The organism is Micromonospora sp. DT63 (assembly GCF_049841615.1).
Lineage (GTDB): Bacteria > Actinomycetota > Actinomycetes > Mycobacteriales > Micromonosporaceae > Micromonospora.
In genome coordinates this window covers 1,005,809-1,023,156 of the sequence record NZ_JBNCKQ010000002.1, presented here as the reverse complement: position 1 = coordinate 1,023,156, position 17,348 = coordinate 1,005,809, and the positions used below count along the sequence as shown (strand labels likewise).

Below are 17,348 nucleotides of genomic sequence, written 5' to 3'. Positions count from 1 at the left end.
TCACGCCTCCAGATCCGGCAGGGAGATGCTCGGCAGGACTCCGGCCGCCGCGGCGATCGCGGCGGGCGTCGTGTCCAGGTGGTCCAGCAGGCCCTCGACGTACGAGACGTCGACGCGAACCTTCTGCACGCGGCCGTCGACGTCGCGCATCACGAACTCGCGGAATCCGAGGCGGTTGGCCGAGTTGGTGTCGGCGGTGGAGAGCGAGGCCAGGGTGGCCTCGTACCCGTCGTTGACCGGCACCCGCAGCAGTCGCAGCGCTTCGGAGGCGATCTCGGCGTCTTCGGCGATCCGGCCGACGAAGACGGTGGAGACCAGGTTCTGCACGTCGAGGCCGAGGATGTCGCGGGGGTTCTGCGAGGCGACCAGCGCGGCGAGGTTCCACTTGCGGGAGTCCCGGGCGAGCCGGACCAGGAACGACCGGCCCGACCGCCAGCCCTCCATGAAGTGCGCCTCGTCGAGGCCGACGAGCTTGCGGGAGGACATCGACCCGCCGTAGCAGCGGCGGACGGCGAGCCGGTGCGCGGTGTGCAGCATCGGCAGGGCGAGGGCCTCCTCGGCGGACCAGTACTCTCGTTCGATCTTGAGGTCGGGCAGCCGGAGCCCGGCCATCGTGATCACCGTGAGCGCCGCGTCGGCACCGAGCAGACCCTCCGGCGGCCGGCCGAAGAAGAGCATGGCCAGCGGCATCTCGGCGGTGTCCAGGAGCAGGTTCGCCAGCTCCTTGCCGGCGTCGTCGTCGAGCCGCCCGAGGCAGCTCACGACGTCGTCCAGGGTGGACGTCTCCTCGGCGGGGACCTGCCGAACGGCGTGCCGGAACAGGGTGGCGGTCGACGCCTCGCGGGCCACCTGCGGCGGCACGAGCATCATGCAGATGTCCTGGACCAGCATGCGTCGCTCGGCCCGGGCGTTGGAGACCGCGATCTCGAACTCGCGGTCACCGGCGGCGCCGGTGGCGAACTCACTGCGCAGTGGCGTCGGGATGAGTGAGTAGGGCGCCAGGGTGCCGTGCTCCGAACCGGTCAGGTTCAACACCCGGGAGTACGGCCGCAGCTCGGGCATGGCGCAGAGCCGGGCCAGCGGCCCGGACGGGTCGAGCAGGGTCACCTGGACCCCTCGTCGGGCGGCGAGGTAGCCCAGCGCGCCGAGCAGCGTCGACTTGCCACCGCCCGGCTCGGCCACGAAGACCGCGAGCCCGGAGCGTTCGCGTACCTCCATGGGGAAGTGCAGGTCGAGGAAGACCGGGCGGCGGCAGGTGCCGGCGGTACGCCCGATCAGGTCGCCCCTGCGGTCACCGACGGTGGACGCGGCCTGGGGGAGCGCGGCGGCGAGCAGCGGCACCGGCATCCGGCGGACGTAGCCGGTGTTGGCGATGGGTTCGCCGGGGATGAACTCGCGAGCCAGCCAGTCCTGGTTCTTCGGGTGCTGCAGCGAGATGCGCAGCTCCCGGGAGTAGAGCTTGGATGAGCCGGCGGGCCCGCTCCAGGCACTCCTCCCTGGTCCGGCCGCCGACAGCGATCCGGTGCCAGCCGTGCGCGCGGGCCGAGTCGACCGGCAGCCCGGTGGTCATCTCGTCGCCGATCACCAGCGCCCGCTTGGCGAGGCGTTCCAGCTCGGGTGGCGCGTCGATGCCGTGCTCGGCGTAGTCGAGCTGCTGGGAGCGGATCATCCGCAGCCGGTGTTCGAGATTGCGGAACGAGTCGCCGGAACCGAGGATGTCGACCCGGGTGGAGATCTCCATCGGCCAGGGCAGCCGCTCGTGGAAGTGCAGCCAGGGCTCGTGCCGCTCCGGGATCTCCAGCGGCTCCATCCGGCCGACGGCGAGCACGGCCACGTGCCGTTCCTCGCCGGTCATCCGGTTGACCAGTTTCACTGTCGAGCCGTACGGGGTGCGGTAGCGCTCGACCTGCTCGGTCAGGGCGAGCAGGTCACCGCGCTCCCATTGCCCGTCGGTCACCGGGGAGAGCCGGCCCGGGGGTGCCATGCACAGCGCCACCGAGCGGTAGAGCAGCCACTCCAGCTCCTGGGCGGTGACTCGTCGGCCCCGCATGCCGAATGCGCCGAGCACCTCGTCGAACTGTTCCACGGTGCGGCCCAGCTTGCGGCGCTCGCCCTCGGCGGTGCCCCGGCCGAAGGTGCGGAGCAGGCGTTCGGTCATGGAGTCGCCGAGGGAGCGGCGGGCGAAGGTGACGCCCAGGTAGGTCTGCCCCTCGGCGTGGTTGACGGCCATCAGGTGCCGCTGGGCGGCGACCAGGTGGTCCGCCCAGCCGGTGGTGCCGGCCACGTCGGGCAGCGGTGCCGGGGTGTGCGCGTCGATGGTGCGTGCCCACTCGTCGGCGGGGAACGGTCGGGTGGTCCGGCGCAGGTGGAGCCGGAAACCGGCCAGGCCGGCGTACTGCTCGGAGATCGCCGACAGCAGCGCCTCACGCTCGGCGTCCGGGCGGAAGGCCCAGCGGACCTCGGGCAGCCAGTACCAGGCGGTGACCGTGTTGGGGGTGAAGGTCAGGTGGCCGGCGATCTCGGTGATGGCCAGCTCGACCGACGGATCCCGGTCTCCGAATTTGATCTTCGGAGCGCGGACCCGGGTTGGCTTGATCGGCCGGTCCTGGTTGCTCGCGGCCTGCTGGCGGGGCGGGGCGACTTCCTTCCCGGCCTCCCTGGATCGCTCCGACCCGGAGCGGCGCGGCGCCCGCTCCAGCGCCGGCCGGTCGCTCGGGGCGGCGGTGGCCGGCCGTTCCGCGGGCGCGGCCGGCCGTTCCGCCGGGGCGGTCGGTCGCCGCACCGATGCCGTCGGTTGGACGACGGGCGCGGTGGACGTCCGGGGTGCCGAGCCGGTGGCCGTCGACACCGACGCGCCCACGTCGGTCGACTCGGGGTCGTCCGAGGGGTGCGGCATCGGGTGTCGGTCGCCCGCCTGGTGCGGCACCCGGGATTCACTGGCCGGGTAGGCGTCCGTCCGCCGTGGCTCGACGGCCTGTCGGTCTCTGGTGGACCGGTCGTCGGGCGTCCACGGTGGCTCCAGCTCGGGAGTCGGTCGGGCCGGGGCCGGGGCGACCGCGGGCGGCTGCTGCGGGATGGCCGGCTGGCTTCGGGTCGCAGGGCCTGCCGTCACGGCCCGTGGACCATTGGGTCGCGCGCCACCGAACAGGTCCAGGAACGGCGAGTCGATGTCGGCGTTCTCGCCGGCCGAGACCGCGCTGGGCTCGGCGGGCGGCGTCCGACGGGTGACCGGTCGAGGCGCCTGGAACACACCTACCGCGCCGTGGCCGGGTGAGGTCACCAGCGCGGGGTCGAGCGCCACCTCGTCCTCGGCGTCGGGGTAATCAAATGACTGCGCACGGTGACTGGCCGGCACGGCCGGGCGGCCGGCCGGGGGACCCGGCGTGGAAGAGCGACTCATGCGACCGCCTCACCCGCATCGTGCAACAGACCGCTCGGCGTACGCCCGGTCATGCCAGCTCCTCCCGGATCCTGATCCGGCTGCCGACCAGGCGCGGGTCGCGCTGCTCGATCGCCGGCTCCCGGGTGCGTCGCCAGTCGGTGAGCGCGGTGCGGATGACCACCCGCGCCGGCCGGTCGGGGTCGACGTGCCGGAAGATGAACGACGTGGTCACGATGGCGAGCGCGATCTCCCAGGCTGGGAAGAGTTCGACAGTCAACGTGAACAGCCAGTGGATGAACATGTAGAGGGGGACGAGCAGCATGAAGAGCCCGTACTGGGCGTAGGGCAGGTGGACCGGAAGGGTGTAGCCGGGCGGCCCGAGGTAGACCAGGCGGGCCCGGTAGATGTCGTCGTCGGTGCGTAGCCGCATCTGGTGAACGCGCCTATTCGAAGATCAGGTCGATCAGGTAATCGCCGACGAAGAAGAGTGTTGCCGCGCCGGCGATGAAGGCGAGCCCGACGATGGCGATCGCGGAGCTGGTCAGCACCTTGGAGATCTCGCCTCGGCTGGCGCGACCGATGAAGATGACGCCCAGGACGGCGAGCAGGATCGGCGCGATCTTGCTGGCGAAGAAGGTGACGACACCGCTGGTGTCGATCCCCTTCGGTGCCGGCTCCGCGAGTGGAGCCGACGCCAGAGTGGAGAGCGCGTGGGCGACGCCGGAAGACGCCGTCTCCATGAGCTCGAAGGCGATCACTGGAACCTCCCCATAGCGCGGCCGGCGGTGCCGCAGCGGTGCAATGGACGAGCCTGGCGGGAAATGTGCTCCACAGGGCGCAGCGTTCTTGACCCTGCGTTCGTTACTCACCACGGAGGGTGGCGAGGTTTTGGGCGGTTTTCCCCCGCTTCGGCCCTCCCTCCTAGCGTCGCCATCTCGATGCTGGCCAATTCCAAAGCGTACGGGCCGCCCCGGATTGCGACAAGCCGCGAAGGGACTGCCTGATGCTGCCCGGATGACCGATCGTACACCTGTTCTAACGAGCACGTCAGGGGTGGTCGACCCGGGCCGCCGGGTGCCGCCGCCGCGACCGGTACCGTCTAGTCGTGACCGATCTGGTACGGGCTCCGGGCCCGGTGGTGATGGGCGTCCTCAACGTCACGCCGGACTCCTTCTCCGACGGCGGACGGTACGCCGACCTCGACGCGGCCGTCGGACACGGCGTGCGTCTGCGCGAGGCCGGGGCACACCTGATCGACATCGGCGGCGAGTCGACACGCCCCGGCGCCGAGCGGATCGACGCGGTGACCGAGGCCGAGCGGGTGCTGCCGGTCATCCGCGAGCTGACCTCCGCCGGTGTGCCGGTCAGCATCGACACCAGCCGGGCGCGCGTGGCCGAGGCCGCGTTGGGTGCCGGCGCCGCAGTGGTCAACGACGTCTCCGGTGGGTTGGCCGACCCCGACATGGCCCGCGTCGTCCGCGACGCCGGCTGCCCCTGGGTCCTGATGCACTGGCGTGGCCATTCGCGGCAGATGCGCGACCTGGCGAGCTACACCGACGTGGTGACCGATGTGCGGGACGAACTGGCCCAGCGGATCGACGAGGCGCTGGCCGCCGGGGTCGGGGCGGACCGCATCGTCATCGACCCCGGCCTCGGCTTCGCCAAGACGGCCGCCCACAACTGGGAACTCAGCGCGCGCCTGCCGGAGTTGCTGGACCTCGGGTACCCGCTGCTCTTCGGTGCCAGCCGTAAGTCCTACCTCGGTCGACTGCTCGCCGGCGCCGACGGCGCACCGCGACCCACCGCCGAGCGGGAGGCCGCCACCGTGGCCACCAGTGTGCTGGCCGTCGCGGCGGGCGCCTGGGGCGTACGCGTGCACGACGTGCGGGCCACCGTGGACGCGCTCGCCGTCTGGGCCGCCACCGGCAGCCCGCGCCTGGTGCCGGCCGGCCCGGCTGGGCCGACCGTGCGCGCAGCCGCCGGCCGACGAGAGGGAGACCGATGAGCGACCGGATCCAGTTGACCGGCCTGCGGGCCCGCGGCCGGCACGGGGTGTACGACTTCGAACGGGCCCAGGGGCAGGACTTCGTGGTCGACGCCGTCCTGGAGTTGGACCTCGCCCCGGCGGCGGCCAGCGACGACGTCACCGCCACGGTCCACTACGGCGAGCTGGCCGAACGTCTGGTGGCGGTGGTGACCGGCGAGCCGGTCAACCTGATCGAGACCCTCGCCGACCGGCTGCTCGCCGTCTGCCTGGCCGACGAACGGGTCCGCACCGCCACGGTCACCGTGCACAAGCCGGAGGCGCCGGTGCCGCACACGTTCACCGACGTGGCAGTCACGATGACCCGGACGCGTACCCGATGACCCGGGCCGTGCTCTCGCTCGGCAGCAACCTCGGCGACCGCCTGGAACACCTCCGGACGGCAGTCGCCACGTTCGGCGACACCGTACTTGTGGTCTCCGGCGTGTACGAGACTCCACCGTGGGGGGACGCCGACCAGCCCGCGTACCTCAACGCCGTGCTGCTGGCCCAGGACGCCGCCGCCACGCCCCGCGACTGGCTGGAGCGGTCCCGGGTCGCGGAGCGTGCGGCCGGCCGGGTCCGTGACCCGGGGCGGCGGTTCGGGCCGCGGACCCTCGACGTGGACGTGATCGCGGTCTGGGGCGACGACGACGAGCCGGTGCTCAGCGACGACGAGGAGCTGACCCTGCCGCACCCCCGGGCGCACCTGCGCGCGTTCGTGCTGCGACCGTGGATCGACATCCAGCCGTACGGGCGACTGCCCGGCCACGGCTGGTTGACCGACCTGCTCACCGCCGGTCCGGTCGCCGACGACGCGCTGGAACTGCGTCCCCGGCCCGAACTGGCGTTAGAGTCGACGGCATGACCCAGTGGAGCCGGCGGGCATGACGCAGGCGAAGTCCCCACCACCGGGCGGGCCGGGCCGGATGGGCCCCACCCGGATATCGACTCTCGTCGTGGCTGCCCTCGGCGCGGCGGCGTTGGCCTGGCTGCTGATCAGCACCCTCTACTACAGCGGCATCCCCCGTCTGCCGTGGCTGCCGGTGGTGACGCTGGCCGCGCTCGCGGTGCTGGAGGCCTACGCGGCCGTCAACACCCGTGGTCGCATCGAGCGCAAGCCCGGCCGGGATCCGGTGAACCCGCTGATGGTCGCCCGGTTCGTGGTGCTGGCCAAGGCGTCGGCGCTGGCCGGGGCCATCTTCGCCGGTTTCTACGCCGGTCTCAGCGGCTGGCTCTTCGTCGAGACCACCCGGGCCGCCATCGAGGACCGGCCGGCCGCCGGGGGCGGGTTGCTGGCGTCGCTGGCGCTGGTCGGGGCCGCGCTCTGGCTGGAGCGATCCTGTCGGGTCCCGGAGCGCCCGGACGACGAGCACGAGCCCGACCAGCGTCAGAGCCGTCCCGGCCAGCGCTGAGCAGGGGGTTACGCCCGGCTCCGGGCGCGGGTACGGTGCCTCCGATCGGAGAGCAACGGCCGCCCCCGATCCGTCCGTGCGCCGGACCGGGGGCGGCCGGCCACTGGGGAGGCGGTGCCATGGGGTACGAAGACACGGGCCGGGACCGGTCGGTCGAACCCTCGTCCGGGGTTCCTGCCGCCGTCCTGGAGAACGTCTTCGACGATCCCACCCACGGCGAGCCGGGCCGGGACCGCGTCGGCGTGCACATGATCTGGGAATTCCTGCTGCTGGTCGGTCTCGCCGCCCTGGGCTGGCTACTCTGGCGGGTCGACCCGGACGCGCTGCGCGGCGCCGGCCTGCGTGCGTTGCTGGTCGGCGCGGTCGGCCTCGGGCTGCTCGCTCTCGCCGCCGGGCTGAGCCTGCGCACCTCCACCCCCAACCTGGCCGTCGGACCGGTCGCGGTCGCCGCAGCGCTGCACTACGCGGAGCAGGGCGACCGGGGTCTGACGGCGTCAGTCGGGTCGGCTGTCGTGGTCGCCGCGGTGGGCGGTCTCGTGTTGGCGCTGGCCGTGGTGGTGTTACAGGTGCCCGCCTGGGCGGCGAGCCTGGCCGCGGCGGCCGGGGTCGTGGTGTACATCGAGCGCCGTTCGACGTCGATTCTGGTGCAGGGGGACTACGACCCTCGGCGCACCGCCGGCTACCTCTTCGTCGGGTTCGCCGCCGTCGCGGTCCTCGGCGGTCTGTTCGGCACGATCAGGTCGATCCGCCGGCTGGTGGGTAGGTACCGGCCGGTGGCCGACCCGGCCCGTCGCCGGGGCACGCTGGCAGCCGTGGTAGCCGCCGTCGCGCTTGTCGGTTCCACGGTGCTGGCCACGCTCGCCGGTGTCCTGCTCGCCGCCAACGGCCCCGGGGCGGTCACGCCCACCTCCGGGCTGGACTGGACCGTCCTGGCCATCGGCGTGTCCCTGCTCGGCGGCACCAGCGCGTACGGCCGCCGCGGCGGGGTGTTCGGCACGGTGCTGGCCGTCGGCCTGGTCACCGTCTTCCAGGCGTACGCGCCGGAGCGCGACTGGACGGTGAGTCGCTGGGCGCTCGGTGGCGTGGCCCTCGGCGTCGGGTTGCTGGTGACCCGGCTGGTCGAGACGTTCGGGCGACCCCGGCCGGGCAGCGCGGAGAGGATCGAGCCGGTGGGCGACGGCACGATCAGCACGGGATGGAACGTGCCCCGGCAACCGCCGGCCGAAAACTGGCCTCCGACGCTGCCGACACCGCCCGCACCGGAACCGGCCGACCCGTGGCGTGACCCCCGCTGGGAGACCGGCCCGCGGCACTGGGACGCCGACGGCAGGTGAGCCGTGTCCCGTCCGCCGAGCCGGCGCTGATCTCGACCGTTAGGCTCGCCGCATGACCGACACACCTGCCGCCACCCCCGGCGGAACCTCGTTCGAGGAACTCGACGCGCTGTCCACGGAGGAACTGCGGGAGCGGGCGTTCGCCCGGGCCCGGGAGCGTCGCGACGTGGGCTTCTACTGGTCGGTGCTGCGGCACCTGCCGAACGCGGACGAGGCCACGGTGCTGGACGGTGCGCCGAACTCGATCGGCCCGACCATCGACGAGGCGAACGCCCTGTGGCGGGAGCTGACCGGGCACGGCTACGAGGAGTCGGCGCCGCTGCTGCGGGCCGCCTTCATCGACTACCTGCTGAAGCACTGAGCCGTTCGGGGCAGCCCAGGTCCGCCCGGCCGGCCGGCACGGGACCTGGGCGGATCATGGGACTCGTCCGTACGGGCCCGGTGAGCGGCTACGGGACGGCCGCCGGCACCGGCGCGCTCGCCGTGCTGCTGCTGGTCGGCATCTGTGGCAGTCCGGCGTACACCGGCTGGGCCGCCGCCACGCTCACCGACCCGGACTCGGCAGGTGGCTTCTATCTGCGCCTGCTCGCCTGGCCGGCCTGGCGGCTGGACGCGGACGGGCAGGCCGGCGGACTGTTCGCCGCCGACCTGCGGGCCGTGGCGCTGGTGGTCCTCGCGGTGGCGCTGCTCTATCTGCTGCCGGCCGCCCAGGTGGCCCGGGTGCCCGGTCCGGTCAGCCAGTTCTTCTCCGGCTGGGCCGCGTACGTGCTGGCCGGCGGGCTCGCCGCCGTGCTGGCGGCGCTGCTCGGCCCGGACCCGTCGCTGCTGGCAGCACTGCGCGACGCCAGCAGCGGCGCCGGCTACGGCTTCCTCACCGGCTGGATCATCGGCACCGCGAGCCTCGGTGGTCGCGCCTGAGAAGAGTGACACCCGGGCGGGCGGGTGCCGCCGACGCCGGCCGGGTCACGGGCCCGGGTCAGCTCGGCGAGCGGCCCAGGTCGAGCAGACGTTGGCGGCTGAGCGCGCCCACCGGACGGCCGTCGTCGGTCACGACGAGCTGGTCCCGTCCCGACGTGAGCAGCACCGCCAGCGCGTCGTACGCCGTGCCGTCCAGCGCCACGGTGGGCAGATCCGCGGCGGCGCCTGAGGGCACCGGCTCCAGGGACTCCCGGTCGAGCGGGGTGACCGCCAGCCGGCGGATGCCCCGGTCGGCTCCGACGAATTCGCGGACGAACGGGGTGGCCGGTGCGCCGAGCAGGGCGGCCGGCGTGTCGTACTGCTCGAGATGCCCGCCCTGGGACAGCACGGCGATCCGGTCGCCGAGCCGGACGGCCTCGTCGAGGTCGTGGGTGACCAGCACGATCGTCTTGCGGACCTCGGCCTGGAGGCGGAGGAACTCCTCCTGGAGGCGGGCCCGGACGATCGGGTCGACTGCCGAGAACGGCTCGTCCATCAGCAGCACCACCGGGTCGGCGGCGAGCGCGCGGGCCACGCCGACCCGCTGCCGCTGGCCGCCCGACAGCTCGTGCGGATAGCGGCGGCCGAACTGGCTCGGATCCAGACCGACCAGGTCGAGCAGCTCGTCGACGCGGGCCCGGGTCCGATCCCGGGACCAGCGGAGCAGGCCCGGGACGGTTGCCACGTTCGCGCGGACGGTCTGGTGTGGAAAGAGGCCGACGTTCTGGATCACGTAACCGATCCGGCGGCGTAGCCGCACCGGGTCGACGTCGGTGACGTCCTCGTCGCCGAGCATGATCCGCCCGGCCGTCGGCTCGATCAGCCGGTTGACCATGCGGAGCACTGTCGACTTGCCGCAGCCGGACGGGCCGATCAGCACCACCAGCTCGCCGGCCTTGACGTCCAGGCTCAGGTCCCGCACGGCCTCGGTGCCGTTCGGGTAGCGCTTCTGGATGCCCTGCAGGGAGATCGACGCCGCGCGAGGGGATTCGGCCACGCTGGCGGCCTCCGGGGTAACGTCCACGTATGTCCTTCCGCCTGAGCTACCGGGCCGACCCGGGTAACCCCTGGTTCTCCTGGCAGTACGTGCGGGACAACTCTGACACGATCCTCGCCGCCGTGCGCGAACACGCCTCCCTCACGGGACGCGCGGTGCTGATCGCGGTGCTGATCGCCCTGCCGTTGTCCGTGCTCGCGTACTGGGTCCGCCCGCTGGCCGGCCCGATCCTCGGCGTCACCGGCGTGATCTACACCATCCCGTCACTGGCGCTGTTCGCGTTCATCGCGCCGTACCTGGGCACCGGCGCCACCACGGTGCTGGTCGGGTTGGTCCTGTACGCGCTGCTGCTGATCGTCCGCAACGTGGTGGCGGGGCTCAACCAGGTGCCGCCGGAGGTCGGCGAGGCCGCCGAGGGAATGGGTTACGGCCGCTGGCGGCGGCTCTTCCGGATCGACCTGCCGCTGGCGATCCCCGGCATCCTGACCGGCTTGCGCCTGGCCACCGTGTCGACTGTCGCGCTGGTCACCGTCGGTGTGCTGGTGGGGCACGGCGGCCTCGGCCAACTGATCTTCGCGGGCTTCCAGAACAACCTTTACAAGGCCGAGATCATGACCGGTACGGTGCTCTGCGTGGCGCTGGCGGTGCTGCTGGACCTGCTGCTGGTCCTCGTCGGCCGGCTGATCACCCCCTGGTCCGCCCGGGGTGTCCGGTGAGCGCCGCGGCCAACCCCGTGCACCAGGCCGTGCTCTGGCTCAACGACCCCCTGAACTGGAGCAACCCGGGCGGCATCCTGGACCGGCTCGGCGAGCACCTGACGATCTCCGCCCTGGCCGTGGCGCTGGGCTGCCTGGTGGCCTGGCCGGTCGGGCTGTGGCTCGGGCACACCGGCCGCGGCGGTGGCCTGGTGGTGCTGGTGTCCAACGCCACCCTGGCCATTCCCACCCTGGCGCTGCTGACCATCCTGCCGCTGACCTTCCTCGGCTTCGGGCGTACGCCGGTGGTGGTGGCGCTCGCCGTCTTCGCCGTCCCACCGCTGCTGGCCAACGCCTACACCGGCGTACGTCAGGCCGATCCGGAGGCGCGCGACGCGGCCCGCGGGATGGGCCTGTCCGGCGGGCAGTTGCTGCGTCGGGTGGAGCTGCCGCTCGCGGTGCCGTATCTGGCTGCCGGCTTCCGGACCGCCGCCGTGCAGGTCATCGCGACGACCGCGCTGGCCTCGTTCGTCAACGGTGGCGGTCTCGGCGAGATCATCCGTACCGGATTCGGTCTGAGCATCGCCGCCGGTGGCGGGCAGATCGTGGCCGGCGGGGTGCTGGTGGCCGGGCTGGCACTGCTGGCCGAGCTGCTCCTCGGGATCGTCGAACGACTGGTCACCCCCCGTCCGCTGCGGCGCGGGCGGCAGCGCGCCGGCCGGCCGCGGCCCGCCGACGCCACCGGCCGCGCCTGACACCCCGTCGTGATCCGTCCGGGTGAGTGGACGCCGAAGCGGCGACCAGCGGCGGGCCGGTCGGTGACGATGCGGTGACGAAGCCCATCTCAGGTTGTCGGTCGCTCGCGGACCATGTTGGGTGGAAGACGCGGGCGGCCACAGTCAGGTTCGCCCGTCGGACACGCGGCCGGCCCGGGACGGGTCGCGCCGGGACACGGAAGGCGGGCGACACATGCGCGCACGTACACGTCTGGCGATGGGCGCCATCGGCGCCGTCGCCGGGGCAGCACTCCTCACCGGGTGTGGTGATGCCGGCTCGTCCGGCACCGACGCCCCCCAGACGAGCGCCTCCGGCGCCGGGTGCGCCCCGGTCGCCGGTCAGCAGCTCATCGCCCTGACGGACGACAAGAAGCTCCAGAACTCCGACAACGTCATTCCGGCGGTCAACAGCAAGGTGGCCAACCCGCAGTTGATCGCCGCGCTGGACAAGGTCTCCGCGGCGCTCGACACCCCGAAGCTGATCCAGCTCAACAAGGCCGTCAACGAGGAGCGCAAGACCGCCAAGGTGGCGGCCGAGGAGTTCGCCAGCGCGAACAACCTCACCGCGGGCATCGCCAAGGGCCCGGGCGGCGACATCACTGTGGGCGCCGGCAACTTCGCCGAGAGCCAGATCCTGGGCGAGCTGTACCGGATCGTGCTCACCGCCGCCGGTTACCAGGTCAAGGTGCAGCAGATCGGCAACCGGGAGCTGTACGAGCCGGCGCTGGAGAAGGGCGAGATCCAGGTCGTCCCGGAGTACGCGTCGACCATGGCCGAGTTCCTCAACACCAAGGCCAACGGCAAGAACGCCCAGCCGGTGTCCTCGCCCGACATCAACGCGACGGTGACCAAGCTCAAGGCCGAGGGCGACAAGGTGGGCATCACCTTCGGCACCCCGGCCGCCGCGCAGGACCAGAACGCGTTCGCGGTCACCCAGCAGTTCGCCGACAAGTACGGCGTGCGGACCCTCTCCGAGTTGGCCGCGAAGTGCTCCGGCAGCGCGACGGTGCTGGGCGGGCCGCCGGAGTGCCAGCAGCGTCCGTTCTGCAAGCCGGGCCTGGAGAAGACGTACGGGCTCTCGGTTGGCTCGTTCTCCTCGCTGGACCAGGGCGGGCCGCTGACCAAGAACGGTCTGCGTGAGGGCAAGATCAGCGTCGGTCTGGTCTTCTCCTCGGACGGTGCCTTCGCCACCAGCTGAGGCCCTCCTCGGGTGTGCCGCGGACGCCCCCTCCCCAGCTTGGGGCGGGGGCGTCCGCGCGTCCGGGGACCCGTTCCCTCCGCTGGGGATCGTCGGTAGGCTGCACACCCATGCCAGCCCCGGTCACCCCCGACGCCCGGCGTCAACCGCTGCTGCTGACCGTGCTCTTCTGGGGCGGCGTGGCCCTGGCCCCGGTGGCGGCGCTGATCCTTCTGGTCGCCGACGGTAACGGCCCGCTGCGCTTCGCGGCGGTGCTCGCCATCGTGGCGGTGGTCCTGATCGGTCTCTCCATCGCGTTGCGCCCCGACGGTGACGACGCTCGGGCCGATGAGCTGCTGGACGAGATCGAGGAGTTGCGCCGGGAGTTGCGCGCCGAGATCGTGGCCGCCGCGCAGCGCGGCAACCAGGCGCTCGACCAGGCGCAGCGAGCCCAGGAGGGGATCGCGGCGGTCCGCCGTCGCCTCGATGCCACCGGAGCGGCCCTCGCCGGCGCCGCCCCGTCGGCCGAGCTGGCGGGAGCCGGTCGGGTGCGGGTGCCGGCCGCCGACCAGGTGGACGAAACTCCGCCCGCCCGCAGCCGCGTACCGGTCCCCGGCGACGCTCCGGTCGCCCGGGTCCGGGTGCCCGCTCCGGATGACGCCGGCCGGGTTCCGGGACGCGGGCCGGACGAGGTGGCCGGTCGGGTTCGGGCGCCGGCCCCGGACGAGGTCGCCGGTCGGTGGGGTCGCGACGAGCGCGTCGACGAGGAACCGGCGTACCGCCACCGCGCCGCCGCCGACGTGCCACCCGAGCCGACCGCCGGCGGTGTCTACGGCGCCGAACGGCCCACGCCCGGGTACGCCGCCACTCCCCGCCCCCGTGAGCACGACCGCCCGCGCGAGCACGACCGCCCGCGCGAGCACGACCGCTCCCGTGAGCACGACCGCCCGCGTGAGCACGACCGTCCGGAGCCGGCGCACCGGCCGGTCGGCGTGGTCCGGCACACCGAGACCGTGCATGTCACCACCCGGCACACAGTCGTCGACGGCGGACCGGCCGAGCCGGGCGGGCGCTACGGCGGCGGGTACGCCGGCCAGTGGAACCCGCCGGCCCAGGAGTGGACCCGGGGCGGTGGCACGGAGGGACGTGCCCGCCCGGCCGACCGCTCGTGGGGCGACCCGGAGAACCCCCGTTCCACGTACGCCGACGACCGTGCCCGCCCAGCCGACGACCGGTCCTGGGGCCAGCAGCCCGCCGCCCGGGGTGAGTCCGGTTTCGGGGGCGCACGGGACGGCTCGGGCTCCGACCGGAACGGGCCCGACCGCGGCGACGAGAAGCCGGGCTGGACGACTCGCCGCGACGAGCCGGAGTGGACCGGGCAGCGCGACGGGTACGCCCAGGCCGACCAACCCGCCTGGGGCGGCCGTTCGCCGCGCGACGACCGTGGCTGGTCGGAGCAGGCCGAGCCCGACCACGCCGGTGCGCCGCAGCCCGGTCCGGCCCTGCGAGCTGACGACACCGGCGAGTACTGGTCGCAGCTGCGGGCCGGCGACCGGTGGGCGGCCGTCCGGGACGACGAGAACGGCAGGGAGCTGCACGTCGGGGAACGCCGGGCCGAGGTGCACGCCGACGCCACGGGGACCGAGTACCGGATGGCGGACCGTTGGGCGTCCGTCCGGCACGAGGACCCGCGCCGCCACGAGGACCCGCGCCGGCAGGACGACCCACGCCGGCACGAGGATCCCCGCCGCCACGACGAAGCCCGCTGGCAGGACGAGCGCGAGTCGTACCACCGGTCCGAGCCGAGCGGCCGGCCGGCGCTGCCGGTCGGCGGCGTGCCCGTGCCGGACGAGTGGCGCCCGCCGCGCCAGCGCGGTCACGAACCGGAGCCGGCCCCCGAGCGGGCCGGCCGACGCCGGGTCGAGGAACGCTACGGCTACCCGCCGCAGGACGACGTGCCGCGTGCCGGCGGCGCCCCGCCCGGCGACCGCTGGCGCTGACGCCCCGACCGGCGCCCGTCACTTGTCGATGTCGCCGACCACGAAGAACATCGAGCCGAGGATGGCGATCAGGTCCGGCACGAGGCAGCCGGGGAGCAGGGTGGCAAGCGCCTGCACATTCGCGTACGAGGCGGTACGCAGCTTCAACCGCCACGGGGTCTTCTCGCCCCGCGACACCAGGTAGTAGCCGTTGATGCCGAGCGGGTTCTCCGTCCAGGCGTACGTGTGCCCCTCCGGCGCCTTGAGCACCTTCGGCAGGCGGGTGTTGATCGGCCCGGTCAGCTGGTCCACCCGGTCCAGGCACCGCTCGGCGAGATCCAGCGAGACGTACACCTGGTCGAGCAGCACCTCGAAGCGGGCATGGCAGTCCCCGGCGGTCTTGGTCACCACCGGCACGTCCAGCTCGTCGTACGCCAGATAGGGGTCGTCCCGGCGCAGGTCCAGGTCGAGCCCGGAGGCGCGGGCCACCGGCCCGGACGCCCCGAACGCGGCGGCGTCGGCGGCGGACAGCACGCCCACGCCCACCGTGCGGGCGAGGAAGATCTCGTTACGCCGGATCAGGTGGTCGAGATCGGGCAGCCGCCGACGGACCTCGCCGATCGCCGCGCGGGCCCGCCCGGTCCAGCCGTACGGCACCTCCTCCTTCAGCCCGCCCACCCGGTTGAACATGTAGTGGATCCGGCCGCCGGAGACCTCCTCCATCACCGCCTGGATGGTCTCTCGTTCCCGGAAGGCGTAGAAGACCGGCGTGATGGCCCCGATCTCCAGCGGGTAGGAACCGAGGAACATCAGGTGGTTGAGCACCCGGTTCAGCTCGGCGAGGGCCATCCGCAGCCAGGTGGCCCGCTCCGGCACCTCCATGCCCATCAGGCGTTCTACCGCGAGCACCACACCCAGCTCGTTCGAGAACGCCGAGAGCCAGTCGTGCCGGTTGGCCAGCACGATGATCTGCCGGTAGTCGCGTACCTCGAAGAGCTTCTCCGCGCCCCGGTGCATGTAGCCGACGATCGGTTCGCAGGCGATGACCCGCTCGCCGTCGAGCACCAGCTTCAGGCGCAGCACGCCGTGCGTCGAGGGGTGCTGCGGGCCGATGTTGAGCACCATGTCGGTGCCGAGCTGCTGATCGCCGGTGCCGGCGACCAGGCCGGCCCCGGTGCCGACGGTCAGTTCACGAAGGGCCCCGGCGTCGGTGGTCATGCCCGTCATCGTGCCACGGCCGGCGGTAGCCCGATGCCGACCGGTTGGTGCAGCCACAAGTGTCCGCCGAGCCCGGCCGGGTCGGTCAGCTCGGCCACCGCCGACGCGGCGGCCAGCGCCCGCACGTAGCCGGCCGGGTCGGTGCCGGCCAGGCTCAGCGGCGGTCGCCCACCGTCGGCCCCGAGCGCCCGCAGCGCCTCGGCCTGAGAGATCAGGGAGTACGCACACCTGGCGACCGCCGCACCGGCGGAGGCGACCGAGTCCATTGCCACGTGCGCTGTCACATCACTCGATCCGTCCGGCACCGGAGGCACCTGCCGTCCACCCCGATACCCGGTCAACGTCCCGTCCACCGGCCGACCCTCCCGCAGATGCCCGTAGTCGACAGCGACCGCCAGCCCTCGGCTGATCTGTCGCACCGCGTTGGCCCAAGCCTCGTCTCTGCTTCGGCCGATCTCGGCTCGTTGGTAGTCGCTGTGGGGGGTTTCGGGGCAGCCCGGCCGGCTCCGGGCGGTCAGGCTTGATCCCTGCGCCGGCCGGGCTGCCCCGAAACCCGACTCGTCCCGGCTGGTCGCGTCTGACCGGGTCAACCCCAGATCCGGGTCACCGCTAGCACTCGAAGGGCTCGCGGGACTGGGCCACCAGGTGTTCAGCCAGTCAACATCAGCAGCGTTGGCCAACTCGCCAACCGTCTCCACACCGCTGTCGGGGTCGACCAATACATATCGCCAGCCCTCGGGGGTGTGCACCGCCACGTCCAACGGGACGTTGTCCAACCATTCGGTAGCGATCAACAGTCCGTTGATCTCGTCGGGTATCTCAGCGGTCCAGTTGATCTCTTCCGGCAGGTTCTCGGGGCGGTGGGCGTACTCGACTGCTGTGAACCGCACGCGTTCCGCGAGCGAGCGACGGACGGTGCCGGACGACGGACCGTCGGGCGACCGACGGACGGAGGCCGTGGAAGTCGGGGTTTCCGGGGAGCCCACCCACGCAGGGATCAAGCCTGACCGCCCGGAGTGGGTGGGCTCCCCGGAAACCCCCACCGCAACCCCGACGGCCGGTGCCGCTGCGACGAGCCTGAGCAGGCTGTGCAGGAGTTCCCCTCGCCCGGCCCCGACGTCGACCACGTCAAGCCGTGGCGGATGGCCGAGGGTCGAGTCCACCTGGTCGAGCAGTCGCAGCAGCGCGGTGGCGAAGGCGGGGGAGGCGTGCACGCTGGTCCGGAAGTGATCGGCCGGACCGCCGCCGGCCACGAAGAAGCCGTCCGGCCCGTAGAGGGCGTGGCTCATCGCGTCCCGCCACGGGATCGGCATCAGCTCACTCCGGGTTCAGGAGGCGTCACCGTGCCGACCCTACGGCCACCCGGCGGGGCGACGACTCCCGATCCCCGCCGGG

The 17,348-nt window shown here is 73.0% G+C and carries 16 protein-coding genes and 1 pseudogene; 11 read left to right on the top strand and 6 right to left on the bottom strand.

Going from position 1 to position 17,348, the window contains the following annotated elements:
* The 3 genes and pseudogenes from ACLQ27_RS11635 to ACLQ27_RS11625 form a co-directional block, all read right to left on the bottom strand.
* Window positions 1-3,400 (bottom strand): annotated as a pseudogene (locus ACLQ27_RS11635) (ATP-binding protein).
* A 49-nt stretch (window positions 3,401-3,449) separates the two neighbouring features.
* Complete coding sequence (locus ACLQ27_RS11630) at window positions 3,450-3,812, bottom strand: hypothetical protein (protein ID WP_007466101.1); 363 nt, start codon at window positions 3,810-3,812, stop codon at window positions 3,450-3,452.
* A gap of 13 nt (window positions 3,813-3,825) precedes the next feature.
* On the bottom strand, window positions 3,826-4,140 hold the full coding sequence (locus ACLQ27_RS11625; RefSeq protein ID WP_007466099.1) for a hypothetical protein: 315 nt from the start codon (window positions 4,138-4,140) through the stop codon (window positions 3,826-3,828).
* 347 nt (window positions 4,141-4,487) lie between these two features.
* Here ACLQ27_RS11625 and folP point away from each other — a divergent pair, with 347 nt between their 5' ends.
* The 7 genes from folP to ACLQ27_RS11590 all read left to right on the top strand — a co-directional run bounded on the left by folP (window position 4,488) and on the right by ACLQ27_RS11590 (window position 9,072).
* A complete protein-coding gene (folP, locus tag ACLQ27_RS11620; protein WP_425866693.1) occupies window positions 4,488-5,387 on the top strand; it encodes a dihydropteroate synthase in 900 nt (299 codons plus the stop codon).
* The gene (folB, locus tag ACLQ27_RS11615) at window positions 5,384-5,749 is read left to right on the top strand and encodes a dihydroneopterin aldolase (protein WP_234587444.1); all 366 of its coding nucleotides are present in this window, start codon (window positions 5,384-5,386) and stop codon (window positions 5,747-5,749) included. The genes folP and folB overlap by 4 nt, the downstream gene beginning before the upstream one ends.
* On the top strand, window positions 5,746-6,273 hold the full coding sequence (folK, locus tag ACLQ27_RS11610) for a 2-amino-4-hydroxy-6-hydroxymethyldihydropteridine diphosphokinase (RefSeq protein WP_357498178.1): 528 nt from the start codon (window positions 5,746-5,748) through the stop codon (window positions 6,271-6,273). Before folB ends, folK begins: the two co-directional genes overlap by 4 nt.
* A gap of 19 nt (window positions 6,274-6,292) precedes the next feature.
* On the top strand, window positions 6,293-6,820 hold the full coding sequence (locus tag ACLQ27_RS11605; RefSeq protein WP_425866691.1) for a DUF3180 domain-containing protein: 528 nt from the start codon (window positions 6,293-6,295) through the stop codon (window positions 6,818-6,820).
* A 119-nt stretch (window positions 6,821-6,939) separates the two neighbouring features.
* Entirely contained in the window at window positions 6,940-8,154 is a 1,215-nt protein-coding gene (locus tag ACLQ27_RS11600; RefSeq protein ID WP_425866689.1) for an ABC transporter permease, read from the top strand.
* A gap of 52 nt (window positions 8,155-8,206) precedes the next feature.
* On the top strand, window positions 8,207-8,515 hold the full coding sequence (locus tag ACLQ27_RS11595) for a hypothetical protein (RefSeq protein WP_234587453.1): 309 nt from the start codon (window positions 8,207-8,209) through the stop codon (window positions 8,513-8,515).
* 56 nt (window positions 8,516-8,571) lie between these two features.
* Window positions 8,572-9,072: a hypothetical protein gene (locus ACLQ27_RS11590; protein ID WP_354861103.1), complete on the top strand. Its 501-nt coding sequence runs from the start codon at window positions 8,572-8,574 to the stop codon at window positions 9,070-9,072.
* A 58-nt stretch (window positions 9,073-9,130) separates the two neighbouring features.
* Here ACLQ27_RS11590 and ACLQ27_RS11585 read toward each other — a convergent pair whose 3' ends face one another.
* Window positions 9,131-10,135 carry an ABC transporter ATP-binding protein gene (locus ACLQ27_RS11585; RefSeq protein ID WP_357498183.1) on the bottom strand — a complete coding sequence of 335 codons (1,005 nt, stop codon included), beginning with the start codon at window positions 10,133-10,135 and terminating at the stop codon, window positions 9,131-9,133.
* A gap of 2 nt (window positions 10,136-10,137) precedes the next feature.
* Between ACLQ27_RS11585 and ACLQ27_RS11580 the strand changes: the two genes are divergently transcribed.
* From ACLQ27_RS11580 to ACLQ27_RS11565, 4 genes are all read left to right on the top strand, one after another.
* Window positions 10,138-10,824: an ABC transporter permease gene (locus ACLQ27_RS11580; RefSeq protein ID WP_425866687.1), complete on the top strand. Its 687-nt coding sequence runs from the start codon at window positions 10,138-10,140 to the stop codon at window positions 10,822-10,824.
* Entirely contained in the window at window positions 10,821-11,558 is a 738-nt protein-coding gene (locus ACLQ27_RS11575) for an ABC transporter permease (protein WP_234587463.1), read from the top strand. The genes ACLQ27_RS11580 and ACLQ27_RS11575 overlap by 4 nt, the downstream gene beginning before the upstream one ends.
* Window positions 11,559-11,772: 214 nt before the next feature.
* Complete coding sequence (locus ACLQ27_RS11570; RefSeq protein ID WP_425866685.1) at window positions 11,773-12,777, top strand: glycine betaine ABC transporter substrate-binding protein; 1,005 nt, start codon at window positions 11,773-11,775, stop codon at window positions 12,775-12,777.
* 110 nt (window positions 12,778-12,887) lie between these two features.
* Complete coding sequence (locus ACLQ27_RS11565; protein WP_425866683.1) at window positions 12,888-14,756, top strand: hypothetical protein; 1,869 nt, start codon at window positions 12,888-12,890, stop codon at window positions 14,754-14,756.
* 18 nt (window positions 14,757-14,774) lie between these two features.
* On the opposite strand, the gene ACLQ27_RS11560 is transcribed toward ACLQ27_RS11565, so the two are convergent.
* Together ACLQ27_RS11560 and ACLQ27_RS11555 are read right to left on the bottom strand one after the other, a co-directional pair.
* Window positions 14,775-15,962: an NADH-quinone oxidoreductase subunit D gene (locus ACLQ27_RS11560; RefSeq protein WP_357498193.1), complete on the bottom strand. Its 1,188-nt coding sequence runs from the start codon at window positions 15,960-15,962 to the stop codon at window positions 14,775-14,777.
* A complete protein-coding gene (locus ACLQ27_RS11555; RefSeq protein ID WP_425866680.1) occupies window positions 15,959-17,266 on the bottom strand; it encodes an SAM-dependent methyltransferase in 1,308 nt (435 codons plus the stop codon). Before ACLQ27_RS11555 ends, ACLQ27_RS11560 begins: the two co-directional genes overlap by 4 nt.
* Between the last annotated feature and the right edge of the window lie 82 nt (window positions 17,267-17,348).